The 14,702-nt window shown below is 74.7% G+C and carries 11 protein-coding genes; 5 read left to right on the top strand and 6 right to left on the bottom strand.

Annotated elements, in window-relative coordinates; genetic code table 11:
• Positions 1-7 precede the first annotated feature (7 nt).
• The 4 genes from Ae331Ps2_RS07735 to Ae331Ps2_RS07720 form a co-directional block, all read right to left on the bottom strand.
• Entirely contained in the window at positions 8-577 is a 570-nt protein-coding gene (locus tag Ae331Ps2_RS07735; protein WP_086002304.1) for an ATP/GTP-binding protein, read from the bottom strand.
• A 28-nt stretch (positions 578-605) separates the two neighbouring features.
• The gene (locus tag Ae331Ps2_RS07730) at positions 606-1,310 is read right to left on the bottom strand and encodes a DUF742 domain-containing protein (RefSeq protein ID WP_198932229.1); all 705 of its coding nucleotides are present in this window, start codon (positions 1,308-1,310) and stop codon (positions 606-608) included.
• A gap of 76 nt (positions 1,311-1,386) precedes the next feature.
• A complete protein-coding gene (locus tag Ae331Ps2_RS07725) occupies positions 1,387-1,815 on the bottom strand; it encodes a roadblock/LC7 domain-containing protein (protein WP_020623626.1) in 429 nt (142 codons plus the stop codon).
• Positions 1,812-6,305, bottom strand: a complete 4,494-nt coding sequence (locus Ae331Ps2_RS07720) for a nitrate- and nitrite sensing domain-containing protein (RefSeq protein WP_075309816.1) — start codon at positions 6,303-6,305, stop codon at positions 1,812-1,814. The genes Ae331Ps2_RS07725 and Ae331Ps2_RS07720 overlap by 4 nt, the downstream gene beginning before the upstream one ends.
• Before the next feature lie 404 nt (positions 6,306-6,709).
• Between Ae331Ps2_RS07720 and Ae331Ps2_RS07715 the strand changes: the two genes are divergently transcribed.
• The 3 genes from Ae331Ps2_RS07715 to Ae331Ps2_RS33095 all read left to right on the top strand — a co-directional run bounded on the left by Ae331Ps2_RS07715 (position 6,710) and on the right by Ae331Ps2_RS33095 (position 9,431).
• Entirely contained in the window at positions 6,710-8,371 is a 1,662-nt protein-coding gene (locus Ae331Ps2_RS07715; RefSeq protein WP_075309818.1) for a DNA repair helicase XPB, read from the top strand.
• Positions 8,372-8,454: 83 nt separating this feature from the next.
• Complete coding sequence (locus tag Ae331Ps2_RS07710) at positions 8,455-8,673, top strand: hypothetical protein (protein ID WP_075309820.1); 219 nt, start codon at positions 8,455-8,457, stop codon at positions 8,671-8,673.
• A 140-nt stretch (positions 8,674-8,813) separates the two neighbouring features.
• The gene (locus Ae331Ps2_RS33095) at positions 8,814-9,431 is read left to right on the top strand and encodes a PspC domain-containing protein (RefSeq protein WP_233147673.1); all 618 of its coding nucleotides are present in this window, start codon (positions 8,814-8,816) and stop codon (positions 9,429-9,431) included.
• A 47-nt stretch (positions 9,432-9,478) separates the two neighbouring features.
• On the opposite strand, the gene Ae331Ps2_RS07700 is transcribed toward Ae331Ps2_RS33095, so the two are convergent.
• A complete protein-coding gene (locus tag Ae331Ps2_RS07700) occupies positions 9,479-10,096 on the bottom strand; it encodes a TIGR03086 family metal-binding protein (protein WP_075309822.1) in 618 nt (205 codons plus the stop codon).
• Positions 10,097-10,159: 63 nt separating this feature from the next.
• On the opposite strand from Ae331Ps2_RS07700, the gene Ae331Ps2_RS07695 reads away from it, so the two are divergent.
• Positions 10,160-11,125: a YafY family protein gene (locus Ae331Ps2_RS07695; protein WP_075309824.1), complete on the top strand. Its 966-nt coding sequence runs from the start codon at positions 10,160-10,162 to the stop codon at positions 11,123-11,125.
• A gap of 116 nt (positions 11,126-11,241) precedes the next feature.
• Here the strand turns inward: Ae331Ps2_RS07695 and groL are convergent, their stop codons facing one another.
• Complete coding sequence (groL, locus tag Ae331Ps2_RS07690; protein ID WP_075309826.1) at positions 11,242-12,870, bottom strand: chaperonin GroEL; 1,629 nt, start codon at positions 12,868-12,870, stop codon at positions 11,242-11,244.
• A gap of 217 nt (positions 12,871-13,087) precedes the next feature.
• On the opposite strand from groL, the gene glp reads away from it, so the two are divergent.
• A complete protein-coding gene (gene glp, locus Ae331Ps2_RS07685; RefSeq protein WP_020622656.1) occupies positions 13,088-14,329 on the top strand; it encodes a gephyrin-like molybdotransferase Glp in 1,242 nt (413 codons plus the stop codon).
• Positions 14,330-14,702 lie beyond the last annotated feature (373 nt).

The following is a 14,702-nucleotide window of genomic DNA, read 5'->3' as shown; positions in this document are numbered from 1 at the left end:
GTACGGGTCAGCGGGCGCCGGCGGCCATCCGCTGGTGCATCGCGTGCTGCACCAGCGCGATCAGGGTCTCCTTGGTCGACTGCCGGTGCCGGGCGTCGCACACGACCATCGGGACGGCCGGGTCGATCGACATCGCCTCGCGCACGTCGTCGAGGCTGTGCTGCAGCTGCCCGTCGAAGGCGTTGACACCCACGACGTAGGGCAGTCCGCGGTCCTCGAAGAAGTCGATCGCGGCGAAGGAGTCGGCCAGGCGCCGGGTGTCGACGAGGACGACGGCGCCGATCGCGCCGCGGACCAGGTCGTCCCACATGAACCAGAACCGCTGCTGGCCGGGCGTGCCGAACAGGTAGAGCACCAGGTCGGCGTCCAGCGAGACACGACCGAAGTCCATCGCGACGGTCGTCGACCGCTTGTTGGGGGTGGCGGAGAGGTCGTCGTGCGACGCACTCGCCTCGGTCATCACCGCCTCGGTGGTCAGCGGCATGATCTCCGAGACCGACCCGACGAAGGTGGTCTTCCCGACGCCGAACCCACCGGCCACCACGATCTTGGCCGACATCGTCGCGGCACGGGCCATCCCGGCCGCGGGCTGGGGCGGCTGTGGCCTAGAGCCGACGGAGTCCACTCAACACCCTTTCCATCAGCGCGAGGTCCGGCGCGTTGCCGGGGGTGCTCGCGGTCTGGTGAACGGTCACCGTGCCGTTCGAGGCCATGTCCCCGAGCAGCACCCGGGCCACGCCCAGGGGGAGCGACAACAGCGCCGCGACCTCGGCCACCGAGCGGGTCTGCTCGAGCAGCAGGTCGGCGACGGAGCGGTGCTCCATCGGCAGCCGTTCCAGCTGGCTGCGGGCCCGGTTGCTGACCGAGACCAGGGTCTCGATGGCCAGCTCGTAGCCCGACTTGGTCCGTCCCCGCGTCCAGGCGTAGGGCCGGACGAAGGCGGCACCACCCGCGGACGGGGGCACCGGCGGCGGCGCTGCCACTGGGTCGTACGTGGGGTTCTGCCCCGTGTTCTGGGCCGGTTGCGGCGCCGGCCGGTCCGGCCGGTCACCGCCCCGCTGGGCCTCCAGCTCGGCCGGGGTGGGCGGCAGCCCGTAGGCCGCCGACCCGCCGATGGGGCCGGTCACCTCGCCCGGGTTCGGCGGCGGGACCCGGCGCGCGGGGGCGGCACCCTCCGGCTCGACGTCGTCCTCCGGACGGTTGCGCCCCCATCGGCGCTTCTTGGGCGTGCGCTTGGAGTCCAGGCTGAACCCGTTCATGACGTCGGCGAACGTCGGCTCGGGGCCGTGTCCGCCCGGGTCCTGGGTCATCGGATCTCACCCGCTCTGGTCGATCCTCGGATGGGGTGCATGACGGTAACGCGTCCTCGGGTCCGGAGTCGTGGCCTCAGGGCCCGAACGAGCCCTGCAGCTCGGCGCGCAGCTCCGGGGTGAGCAGCTGGCCGACCCGGTCGACCAGCAGCGTCATCTCGTAGCCGACGAGGCCGATGTCGCAGCTCGGCGAGGCGAGCACGGCCAGGCAGGACCCGTCGCTGATCGACATCAGCAGCACGATCCCGCGGTCCATCTCGACGACGGTCTGCACGACGCCACCGGCGTCGAAGCAGCGCGCGGCGCCCTGGGTCAGGCTGACCAGACCGGATGCGACGGCGGCGAGCTGGTCGGCCCGGTCGCGCGGCAGCCGGTCGGAGGCGGTCAGCAGCAGTCCGTCGGTCGACACCACGATGGCGTGCGCGACACCCGGGACGCGCTCCGCGAAGTTGGTGACCAGCCAGCCGAAACGGCTCTGGCTCGGCTGTGCCTGCGGTGCCCTCACTGGTTCTCCTCGGGGTCGGACGAGTTCGGTCGGTCCGCGGCGGGCTCGGGGGTGCCGGTCGCGGTGGTGTCCTGCGGGGCCCGGGGGCCCTGCCGGTCGTGCTGGTCCTGCGGGTCGTGCTGGTCCTGCGGATCGGAGTCGCCGTCGACCGTCTCGGTCGTGCCGGTGAGTGCGTTGCGACGGACACCGGAAGCGCTCTCCCGGCCCTGACGCACGCCCTGCTGGTAGCTGGCGAGACGGCCACGGACGCTCTCGGCGTCCCTCGGCTCCGCCGGAGCGGGGCTGAGCACGGTCGATCCTGCCGCACTGCCCGGGAGCAGTCGCGCCCGCGGGCGTCGCTTGGGCAGTCCGGCGGTCGTCAGCTCGTCACCGGCGGTCTCCGACTCGTCGCCGTCGGTGGCCTCGCGGGCCTGCCGCCAGACGTCGTCGTCGGGGGAGGCGAAGGCCGCCGGGGGCGCCGGGGCGTCGGCCGTGGCAGGGGCCGGGGCACCGGCCGGGGCGCCACCGTTCGGGCCGGCGGCGTCCTGCCAGCGGACCGGCACCGACCGGTTCGAGCGGAACCAGGCCGAGGCGATGTCGTCGAAGATCGGGGTGGTCTGACCCATGTCGAACCCGGTCTGGGCCCGGGCCGACTCGACCGCCCCGGGGCGCCGGAGCTGACCCCGATCGCCCTCGACGGCCACCTTCGGCGCGAACAGCTCGTCCTGCGAGGAGCCGGCGGAGGCCGCGGCGAGGCTCGCCGGACCGCCGGCCCGGCCACCCTCGCGCTTCGGCAGCGGTGCGGGCTCCTGCCGGCCCGTCGCCGGCTGGACCTGCTGACCCGGACGCGCCTGCTGCTGGACCGGCTGAGCCTGCTGGGGTGCGGGCTGCTGCGGGCCGCGGGCCGGTGCCGGGGGCGGGCCCTGGCGGCCCGGACCGCGGGTGGGCAGCGCCGGCCCGGCGCCGCGGACCGGCATGACCGGGCGGCGCGACGGCGAGGGGCGGGTCCCGTTGGTGCGGGCCGGGAGCGGTCCGCCCATCGGCGTGCGGCCGGACGTGCGGACCGTCGGGAATCCCGCGGTCTCGGGGTCGCTGCGCGTCGGGCCGGTGTCCCCGGTCCTGCCATCGCCGGTGCTGCTGTCCCCGGTGCCGCTGTCTCCGGGCCCGGTGCTCCGGGCGGCGCCGTCCTCGGCTGCGGTGTCCGCGGGGCGGGCGCCGTCGGCACCGGTTCCGGGAGTGTCCGTCGAGCCGGCGGCACCGGCGGCACCGGTGGCGTCGTCCTCGGCGAGGTCGGGCCCGGTGTGGCCCGCCTCGACCTCGGCGACCCCGGAGGTGTCGGCGTGGTCGGTGTCGCCGGACGGGGCGCTCACCTCGGTGTCGGCAGTGTCCGCGGCGCCGGCCTTGTCCTGGGCGTCACCGTCGGTGCCGGGGACGTCCGCGCGGTCGGCGGGGGCCGGGGGGAACGGCGCGATGCCGTTCGTGCGGGCCGCGACCGGGGTCTCCTGCGGGGTGGTCCCGTCGGTGGAGTCCTCGGCGGCGCCGTCGGTGTCCCGGTCGGCGACCGTGCCGGTGATCCGGTGGTCCGGGGTCCCGTCGGTGCCCGGGGCGGCACGGTCCTGATCGGCACTGTCCTGACCGGCCCCGTCCCGGTCGTCGGATCCGGCGTCGGTCGCCTCGGAGCGCTCGTCGTCGGCCGGGGCCTGCCGGTGGTCCTCGGGACCGTCGCCGATCGCCCGGTCCAGGACGACGGTGTCGTCCATGTCGCGGTCACCGCGTGCCCGGGCCGCGGTGGCCGCCGCAGCGGCGCCCACCAGCCCGAGTGCGGCCGCCGCCGACGGGGCAGCGGTGCCGCCGGAGCGGTCCGCCTCGGTGCCGGCGCGTTCGGTGCTGTCGGCCTTGTCGGTGCCGTCGGTGCTGTCGGTGCCGTCGGCCAGGGCCGCGGTCGACTCGGTGCCCTCGGTGCCGTCCTCTGTGTCGGCGAGGGCCTCGGCGCCGGGGCCGGCGTCGCCGGACGGGCGGTCGTCGGCGCCGTGCGGCGCGGGGCCGGTGCCCCGGAACGCCTCGGCGCCGCGCGGGGAGTCGCCGTCGGCGGGACCAGGGCCTGCCTCGTCGGCCGGGGTGAAGACGTCGGCCGGGGTACGCGCGTCGCGCCCCCCGTCCTGCGACGGCGCGAAGGCCGACAGACCCTGCGGGGCGGACCCGTTCAGGGTCGGGGCCGGTCCGTCGGCGGTCTGCCCACCGGCGTCGCCGGGGGCCGCGTTCTTCGTCAGCGACGACCCCGGACGGCGCGTCGGCAGGCTCGAGCCCGAGCCGTTGCGCGGCGTCGTGGACGAGGACGCACCGGCCTCGAAGGTCGGGGTCATCGGGCCGTCGGAGCCCGCGACCATCGATGGCAGCGGACCACCGCGACCGTTCCCGTTCACCGCGGTCGGGGCGGCCGACGGGGGCCCGTCGGGTGCTCCGCCACCGGTCAGCGCCGGGGCGGGCACCTGCGGGGCGTGCTGGTCGCCACCCTGGGGCGGCACGCCGCCCCAGCCGCCCGGATCGCCGTCGCGGCGCTGCTCGGGCAGCTGCGCCGAGGGCACCAGCTGCGGCGGCACGGTCACCGAGGCGCTCAGCCCACCGGAGCCGCCGCCGACGGCGGCCGAGGCGAGCCGGACGCCGACGCGGTGCCGGGCGGCCAGCCGACCGACCACGAACAGACCCATCCGCCGCGCCGCCGACACGTCGACCTCGGCCGGGCCGGACAGACGCTGGTTGGCGTCGACCAGCTCGGAGTCGGTCATGCCGACGCCGCGGTCGGAGATCTCGATCAGCAGCGACTCGTCGGCGGTGCGGGTCGTCGTCATGACGACCTGCGAGTCCGGCGGCGAGAAGTTCGTCGCGTTGTCCAGCAGCTCGGCCAGCAGGTGCACGAGGTCGTTCGCGGCACGACCGGCGATCGTCGCGTTCGGCGGGGTCTGCACGACGACCCGCTGGTACTGCTCGACCTCCGACACCGCGGCCCGCAGGACGTCCACGACCTGCACCGGCGCCACGTTCCGCTTCGCCAGGTCGGTGCCCGCGAGGACCAGCAGGTTCTCGCTGTTGCGGCGCATACGGGTCGCGAGGTGGTCCAGCTGGAACAGGTTCGACAGCTGGTCCGGGTCCTGCTCGTTGCTCTCCAGCTGCTCGATCAGCTGCAGCTGGCGCTCGACCAGTGCCTGCGACCGGCGGGAGAGGTTGACGAACATCGAGTTGACGTTCTGCTGCAGCGCGGCCTGGTCGGCGGCGAGGCGGATGGCCTGGCCGTGCACGGCGTCGAAGGCCCGCGCCACCTGGCCGATCTCGTCGCGGCTGTCCAGCGGGACCGGCTCGACGAGCGCGTTCGGTGCCTGACCGGAGCGCATGCCCTGAACCGCCGCGGGCAGCTTCTGCTCCGCGACCTCGAGCGCCGAGCTGCGCAGCAGGCGCAGCGAACGGACCATCTGCCGGCCCAGCAGCAGGATGATCCCCGCGGTCAGCAGGATCGTGAGCATCAGCAGCACGGAGTTGAGGCCCGCGGTGTTGCCCGCCTGTTCGGCGGCCCTGGCCCGGCCGTCGACGAACGCCTGCTGGGCGGCCGCCGTGGACTGGTCGACCGCGGCGACCGACCGGTCGACGGCGGTGTTCCACGCGTTCGGGTCGACCGGCGGTGCGACGCCCGGCGGGACCGACAGCGCCTGGTCGCGCAGGGCGTTGCGCTCGGCGTTCGCCTGGCCCGCGGCGAAGTTCCCGAAGGACTGGGCCTGCTCCGGCGTCAGCGACGACTGGAAGTCACCGGCCGCGGCCTGGAACGAGGCCTCGGCGCCGGTGGCCTGTGCGCGCTGCTGCTCCTCCAGCGTCCCCGCGGCGAGCGCGCCACCGATCACGGTGCGCTCGAGCTGCAGGGCCTCGCGGGCGCTCGCCCCGGCGGTGATCGCCGTGGTCAGACCCGCGGTGTCGGCGGTCTGCAGCCGCCCCACCAGGGCCCGGTCGAGTCCCAGCGTGCGCTGGACGACCGCGGTGTAGCGGCCGGTGAGGTCGGCGGCCGGGGTCGGGCCCTCGGCGACCTGCGACCGGATGACCGGCAGCTGGCCCAGTGTGGTGTCCGCCTGCCGGCGGGCCGTGGCCAGGTCGGGGGCCTGCTGCTCGGCGGTGTCGAGCCCTGCCGTCGTGGCCTGCAGCGCCTGGTCGGTCGTGGCCTGCGCCCGTTCGACGACGGCCCGGTCACCGAGCCGGTTGCCCGCCACGAAGCGGACCGCGGCGTCGCGCTCGTTCTGCAGCGCGCCGGTCAGCGTCTCGATCTGGCGGTGCACGTCGACCAGTCCGCTGCCGCGGCTGAGCTCCTCGGCCACGTTGGCCTGGTCGACGACGCGGATGGCGCCGATGGACAGGGCGAGGACCGTGGGGACCAGGCCGACGACCGCCAGCTTGGCGACCAGGCTCCAGTTCCGCGGGTCGAGTCGCTCCGACCACGTGCTCGGGCGTTCCGTGCTGGTCACGGTGGTCACGGCGAGATCTCCCTGTCGGTCTCCGGTCCGGGGACGGGCGGCGCGGCGGGCACGAGGTCGGGGAGCATCAGCTGGTCCGGTGCGCCTTTCGGGGTCACGACGGGACCGCTCGACCGCATCGCGACCGACACGGGGCGGCGGTTGCCGCGTCCCGGGGGAGTCGGACGGATAGGATCGTGTCGGGTCCCGTCTGTGCGTGACGGACGGCTGCCGAGTCTAGCCCCCGGAACCCTCGTCTCCCGAGTGGCGTATGGCCGGTTGCTTCGTCGTCACGTGACGTGACACACGCCGACCGTTCGTCTCCGCTCGGCGTCCGGCGGACCCGCCACGCCGACCGTTCGTCTCCGCTCGGCGTCCGGCGGACCCGCCACGCCCCGTTCTCCGGCCTCGAGAGGATTCGTTCCGTGACCGACGGCCCCCTGATCGTGCAGTCCGACAAGACGCTGTTGCTCGAGGTCGACCACCCCGACTCCGCGGCGGCCCGTGCGGCCATCGCGCCCTTCGCCGAGCTGGAGCGGGCACCCGAGCACGTCCACACCTACCGCGTCACCCCGTTGGCCCTGTGGAACGCGCGTGCCGCCGGGCACGACGCCGAGCAGGTCGTCGACGCGCTGGTCCGCTGGGCCCGCTACCCGGTCCCCCAGCCGCTGCTGGTCGACGTCGTCGACACGATGGGGCGCTACGGGCGGCTGCAGCTGTCCAACCACCCCGCGCACGGCCTCGTCCTCACCGCGCTGGACCGTGCCGTGCTGGAGGAGATCCTCCGGCAGAAGAAGATCAGCCCGATGCTGGGCGCCCGGGTGGACGACGACACCGTCGTGGTCCACCCGTCCGAGCGGGGGCACCTGAAGCAGGCGCTGCTCAAGGTCGGCTGGCCCGCCGAGGACCTCGCGGGCTACGTCGACGGCGAGGCCCACCCGATCGCCCTGGAGCAGGACGGCTGGACGCTGCGCGACTACCAGCGCCACGCCGTCGACGGGTTCTGGGAGGGCGGCTCGGGCGTGGTCGTGCTGCCCTGCGGCGCGGGCAAGACCCTGGTCGGTGCGGCCGCGATGGCCAAGGCCGGCGCGACCACCCTGATCCTGGTCACCAACACCGTGTCCGGGCGGCAGTGGAAGCGCGAACTCGTCGCGCGGACGTCGCTGACCGAGGAGGAGATCGGCGAGTACTCGGGCGAGAAGAAGGAGATCCGCCCGGTCACCATCGCCACCTACCAGGTCGTCACCCGCAAGACCAAGGGCGAGTACAAGCACCTGGAGCTGTTCGACTCCCGCGACTGGGGCCTGGTCGTCTACGACGAGGTGCACCTCCTGCCGGCCCCGGTCTTCCGGATGACGGCGGACCTGCAGTCCCGTCGCAGGCTCGGCCTCACCGCGACCCTGGTCCGCGAGGACGGCCGTGAGGGCGACGTGTTCTCCCTGATCGGCCCCAAGCGCTACGGCGCCCCGTGGCGCGACATCGAGGCCCAGGGCTGGATCGCGCCGGCCGAGTGCATCGAGGTGCGGGTCACGCTGACCGAGGCCGAGCGCATGTCGTACGCGACGGCCGACGCCGAGGAGCGCTACCGGACGGCGTCGACGGCGGACACCAAGCTCAACGTCGTGCAGGCGATCCTGGACCGGCACAAGGGGGAGCAGACGCTGGTCATCGGGGCCTACCTGGAGCAGCTCGACGCGCTGGGGGAGAAGCTCGGCGCCCCGGTCATCCAGGGCTCCACCCGCAACCGGGAGCGCGAGAAGCTGTTCGACGCCTTCCGCCGCGGCGAGATCACGACCCTGGTCGTCTCCAAGGTCGCGAACTTCTCCATCGACCTGCCGGAGGCGACGATCGCGGTGCAGGTCAGCGGGACGTTCGGGTCCCGGCAGGAGGAGGCCCAGCGGCTCGGCCGGCTGCTGCGCCCGAAGAACGACGGTCGCCAGGCGCACTTCTACTCGGTGGTGTCCCGCGACACCGTGGACACCGACTACGCCGCGCACCGGCAGCGGTTCCTCGCCGAGCAGGGCTACGCCTACCGGATCGTCGACGCCGACGACCTCCTCGGGCCCGCCCTGCCCGACGCCGGCTGAGCACGCTCACCCGGACGCGCGACCTCCGCGCGTCGCTGATCAGGGGCACACTGAGTCGAGTCCACGACGCCGGAGGAGGGCGCATGCCGACCGCCCTCTGGGTCCTCGTCGGTGTCGCGGCGTGGCTGGTCGTGTCGGTCGTCGTCGCGCTGGTGCTCGGGCGCGTGCTGCGCATGCGGGACCGGCAGGTGCCCGAGCCGCCGCCCCGGCCGGGTCCGCCGTCCGCGGTGCCGCCGGTGCGGCGTCGTCCGGTCGAGCCGCCGCCGTGCGGCCGTCCGCAGAGGCCCCGCCCGCCCGGCTGAGCGCCGCCGTGACCCCGGGCCGGGCGGTGCCGGGCCCTGAGACAGGCGGTGCCGGGCCCTGAGACGGGGCGGTGCGGTTCCGGGTCGGTCTCCGGGCTCGTCCCGAGTCCCGGCGGGCGCCCGGGCGACACCGTGGAGCCATGGAGAACAACACGAGCACGACCGGTACCGCGTCGACCGGGACCGACGCCTTCGAGAGCGCCGAGCGCGGCACCGGGATCATCGAGAACGGCACCGAGATCAGCACCGAGAGCAACACCGAGATCACGGGGATCACCGGGTTCGACGAGCAGCCGACCGCCCGGATCGCCGCGGATCCCGACGCCGGAGGTACCGGACGCACCGAGACCGATCCGGTCACCGACCGGGTGCCGATGGTCGAGGAGAGCGCGACCCCTGCCCCCGCTCCCACCGCCGCTCCCGCCGCCTCCGGCCCCGACGCGGCCGGGCCCGGCCCGTTCGGGGACCTCGGGGCCGGCGCTCCCGGGCCGTCCGCGCACCCCGGCACGCCTGCCGGAGGCCCCTCCGGCGCCGGGCCCCGGCCCGCGACGCCCGGGATCGGCGACCGCGTCGCCGCGTTCCGGCTCCGGCGCAGCAGCACCGACCGGATGCTCGGCGGTGTCTGCGGTGGTCTCGCCGCCGACCTGGGTGTGGATCCCGCGCTGCTGCGCATCGCGGTCCTCGTCCTCACCCTGTTCACCGGCGGCGCGGCAGCGCTGGTGTACCTCGCCGTCTGGCTGATCGCGCCCGCCGCCTGAGCCAGTGCCGGGAGCTCAGTCCCTCCGTCGGCCCGCCCGGCCCGTCGTCACCCGGCCGTCGTCACCCAGCCCGTCGACACCCGGCCCGACCAGTTGGCCAGCCGTTCGGTCGGTCCCGCCTCCGGACGGTGCTCCACGACCGGCCCGAACGGCACCGGGCCGCCACGCGGCTCGGCGGGCAGGAACGCGCGGGCGGTGGCGAGCGCCGTCGTCGCCAGGTCCGGGTCGGCCTCCGGGTCCTGCCCGGTCGCGACGGCCAGGTCCCAGCCGTGCACGAGCGTCTCGTTCAGGAACACGGTCAGCGCGGTCCGCGCCGGGACCTCGCCGAACGCCAGCCGCGCGACCCGATCGAGCAGCGCCTCGCCCTCGGGGCCTGCCCAGACGGCCTTCAGCGCCGCCGCCTCGGCGACGTAGGCGGTCGCCGGGTCGTCGAGCACGTCCTCGCTGACCACCGGATGGGCCAGCGGGTCGGTCCCGGCGGCGATCGACGCCGGTCGGCGCAGCGTCGTGACCAGGTGCGCGAGCAGGGTGCGGACGTCGAAGCCGTCGCAGGGGGTGGGGTCGGCCATCCGGTCCGCGGGGACGGCCCTCGCGAGGTCGGCGACCCAGTCGAGGGCGGCCAGGTAGGCGGGACGGGGGTCGGTGGTGAGCGTCGCGTTCGTCATGGGCGTCAGCGTGCCCGCGATACCTGACATCTCCTGTCATGATTCCGTGGCACTCTCCGGGACGTGCGCGCCGACCGGCTCCTGTCCCTCGTGCTCCTGCTGCGTCACCGCGGCCGGGCGACCGCCGCCGTGCTCGCCCGCGAGCTGGAGGTCTCCGAGCGCACCGTGCTGCGCGACGTCGAGGCCCTGTCCGCCGCGGGCATCCCCGTCTACGCCGAACGCGGCAGGCACGGCGGCTTCGCGCTGCTGCCGGGCTTTACCACCGACCTCACCGGCCTGACCCCGGCGGAGGCGGTCGCGCTGCTCGGCTCCGGCGCGACGTCGACGCCCGGCGCGCTCGGGCTGGGCACGGAGTTCGCCTCGGCCATGCGCAAGATCGTCGCCGCGCTGCCGGACGCGGCCCGGGAGCAGGCCACCGACGCCGCCGGACGGGTACTCGTCCGGCGCGGTGGCTGGCTGCGCGACACCGACGACGGCGCGACCACCGACGTGCTCACCGCCGTCCAGCGCGCGGTGTTCGGCGGGGTCCGGCTCCGCATCCGCTACCGGGCCGGGACCCGGCCGGGGGCGGAGCCCGGGCCCGCCGCCGAGCGCGTCGTCGACCCGGTCGGGCTCGTCCAGGCGGCGGGGCGCTGGTACCTGCTGGCGCTGCGCGACGGGGAGGACCGCACCTACCGGGTGTCGCGGATCGAGGAGGCCGAGCCGCTGGCCGAGGCCGCGCACCGGCCCGAGGGCGTCGACCTGGAGGAGCTGTGGCTGCGCCGTCGCGAAAACTTCCGGGCGCGGCGGCCCGGGCTCCGGGTCCGGCTCGCGCTGCCCGCCGACCGCCGGGAGGCGCTGTCCGCCGTCACGGTCGAGGAGGAGCGGACCCGGGACGGGACGACCGAGGTGGTCGCCGCGTTCGGGGACCTCGCCCACGCCGGACGGGCGCTGTGGCCGCTCCTGCCGGACGTGCGGGTGCTGGACCCGCCGGAGCTGCTGACGGCGTTGCGGGAGCGGGCCCGCGCGGCCGTCGCCGCGCTGGGGTGACCGCGACCCCCGACCGCGACCCCCGACGGGCGCCCCCCGGACGCGTCGCGGGGCGGCACCGGCGAACCGGTACCGCCCCGCGGGGTGGTGCTGTGTGCCTGGTGAGGCAGGACCGATCAGAAGTCCATGCCGCCCATGCCACCGGTCGGGTCGGCGGGGGCGCCGCCGCCCTTCTCCGGCTTGTCGGCGATGACCGCCTCGGTGGTGAGGAACAGGGCCGCGATGGAGGCCGCGTTCTGCAGCGCCGAGCGGGTCACCTTGGCGGGGTCGATGATCCCGGCCTTGATGAGGTCCTTGTACTCGCCGGTGGCGGCGTCGAGGCCCTCACCGGTGGGCAGGTTGCGGACCTTCTCCGCGACGACGCCGCCCTCGAGGCCGGCGTTGACCGCGATCTGCTTGAGCGGGGCCTCCAGCGCGACCTTGACGATGTTCGCGCCGGTGGCCTCGTCACCGTCCAGGCCGAGGCCCTCGAACAGGCCGGCACCGGCCTGGATGAGCGCCACGCCGCCGCCGGCGACGATGCCCTCCTCGACGGCCGCCTTCGCGTTGCGGACGGCGTCCTCGATGCGGTGCTTGCGCTCCTTGAGCTCGACCTCGGTCGCCGCGCCGGCCTTGATGACGGCGACGCCGCCGGCCAGCTTGGCGAGGCGCTCCTGGAGCTTCTCGCGGTCGTAGTCGGAGTCGGTGCGGTCGATCTCGGCGCGGATCTGGTTGACCCGGCCGGCGATCTGGTCGGCGTCACCGGCGCCGTCGACGATGGTCGTCTCGTCCTTGGTCACGACGACCTTGCGGGCGGTGCCCAGCAGGGACAGGTCGGCGGTGTCGAGCTTGAGACCGACCTTCTCCGAGATGACCTCGCCACCGGTCAGGATGGCCATGTCGGCGAGCATCGCCTCGCGGCGGTCACCGAAGCCCGGGGCCTTGACGGCGACGGACTTGAAGGTGCCACGGATCTTGTTGACGACCAGGGTGGCCAGGGCCTCGCCCTCGACGTCCTCGGCGATGATGGCCAGCGGCTTGCCCGACTGCATGACCTTCTCCAGCAGCGGGAGCAGGTCCTTGACGGTCGAGATCTTGGAGGAGACGAGGAGGACGTACGGGTCCTCGAGCTCGACCTCCATGCGCTCGGCGTCGGTCACGAAGTAGGGCGAGATGTAGCCCTTGTCGAAGCGCATGCCCTCGGTGAGCTCGAGCCCGAGCCCGAAGGTCTGCGACTCCTCGACCGTGATGACGCCTTCCTTGCCGACCTTGTCCATCGCCTCGGCGATGAGCTCGCCGATCTGCGGGTCGGCGGCCGAGATGGAGGCCGTGGCAGCGATCTGCTCCTTGGTCTCGATCTCCTTGGCCGACTTCAGCAGCGCCTGGGAGACGGCCTCGGTGGCCTTCTCGATCCCGCGCTTGAGCGACATCGGGTTCGCGCCGGCGGCCACGTTGCGCAGGCCCTCACGGACCAGCGCCTGGGCCAGCACGGTGGCGGTGGTGGTGCCGTCACCGGCGATGTCGTCGGTCTTCTTGGCGACCTCCTTCACCAGCTCGGCGCCGATCTTCTCCCAGGAGTCCTCGAGCTCGATCTCCTTGGCGATCGACACACCATCGTTGGTGATGGTCGGCGCGCCCCACTTCTTCTCGAGCACGACGTTGCGGCCCTTCGGGCCCAGCGTCACCTTGACGGCGTCGGCGAGGGTGTTCATGCCCCGCTCGAGGCCGCGACGGGCCTCCTCGTCGAACGCGATCTGCTTCGCCATGGGGGTGTTGCCCTCCGATAGAGGTGAGTCGAGTGATCGGATGCGGTGCCCGCGACGGACGCCCGGCAACCCTGCGCCGGACTCACCGACCCGACCTTGGCACTCCACGGACACGAGTGCCAGTGGATGCTGAGCCCGTTTCTAGCACTCGCCCGTGGAGAGTGCAAGCGGGCCCGCCCGGCTGCGGGCCTCGCGCGGGGGCGGGCAGGATGGGGTCATGAGCACCTGGTCGCAGGCCGGTCCGCGCACCGTCTCCGAGCATGCCGCGGCGGTCGCGGCCCTGCTCCCGCCGACCGGGACCGAGCAGGTCGCGCTGGCCGAGGCGAGCGGCCGGGTGCTGGCCGAGGACCTGACGGCGGGCGTCGCGCTGCCGCCCTTCGACAACTCCGCGATGGACGGCTACGCGGTGCGCGCCGCCGAGCTGGCCGGCGCGTCCCCCGGGGCGCCGCTGGAGTTCGCGGTGTCGACCGACATCCCGGCCGGGCGCACCGACGTCCCCGCGCTGGCGCCGGGCACGGTCGCCCGGATCATGACGGGCGCCCCGGTGCCCGCGGGTGCCGACGCGATCGTGCCGGTGGAGCGGACCGACGCCGGCGTCGAGCGGGTCCGGATCACCGAGGCCCCCGAGGTGGGCGCGTTCGTGCGCCGGGCGGGGGAGGACGCGGCGGCCGGCGCCGTCGTGCTGCGGGCCGGGACCGTGCTGGCCGCCCCCCAGATCGGGCTCGCCGCCGCCGTCGGCCGGGCTGAGCTGCCGGTGCGCCGCCGCCCGCACGTGCTGGTGCTGTCCACCGGCTCGGAGCTCGTCGCCCCGGGCGGCGCGCTGGAGCCGGGGCAGATCTACGAGTCCAACGGCACGATGCTCGCCGTCGCGGTCCGGGAGGCCGGCGGGACCGCCGAGCAGCTGTCCTTCGTCCCCGACGACGTCGAGCGGTTCCGGGCGGTGCTCGCGGAGCGGGTCGGCGAGGGCGTGGACCTGGTCCTCACCTCCGGCGGGGTGAGCGCGGGCGCCTACGAGGTCGTCAAGGACGCCATGACCGGCCACGGCGTGGAGTTCGGCAAGGTCGCGATGCAGCCCGGCGGCCCGCAGGGCTGCGGACGGCTGGAGCTGGGCGGGGTCGAGGTCGCCACGGTCACCCTGCCCGGGAACCCGGTGAGCTCGCAGGTGTCGTTCGAGGTGTTCGTCCGGCCCGCGCTCCGGGCGGCGGTCGGCCATCCCGCGCCGGCGCGGCCGGTGGTGACCGCGCGGCTGTCCGGGGCGCTCTCCTCGCCCGCCGGGCGCCGCCAGTTCCGGCGCGGCCTGCTCGACGCCGCAGCCGGGACCGTGTCGGAGGTGGGATCCACCGGGTCGCACCTGATCGCGGCGCTCGCCAGGGCCGACTGCCTGATCGACCTGCCCGCCGACACGACCGCCGTCGCCGACGGCGAGCAGGTCGCGGTCTGGCTGCTCGACGCCCCGTGACCCGACGTCGGTGGTCGTGCGTGTGCCGCGCCGAACGGTGACCTGCGGAGCCGAGCGGGCCGGCATGGCGTCCGGGTGTCGCCAGCAGGACTGCGCTGTGCAACGGGCCTGCCACTCACGCGGATGTGCGGCTGCGCCGAAAGTGTGAGCTGTTTCATGGGCAGCCGGGGCAACGATCTCACCGCGCGCGACGTCGTGGAGGGTGTCCGTTCGGCCGAAAGAGGTAGATCACGGCGGACATCCGTCGTGATCTGGACTGCCGGTCGTCGGAGAGGAATACTTTCCGCTGTGGAGGGGTAGACCCTTTACAGCACAAGACCCACCGCCCGTCGCTGGGGAGCGGACGAGCGGTTCCACGGCCGGGGTCGTCGTC

The sequence above is a fragment of the Pseudonocardia sp. Ae331_Ps2 genome, from assembly GCF_001932405.1.
Lineage (GTDB): Bacteria > Actinomycetota > Actinomycetes > Mycobacteriales > Pseudonocardiaceae > Pseudonocardia.
Note: the sequence above shows the minus strand (reverse complement) of the source record. Positions and strands in the feature narration are given on the sequence as shown.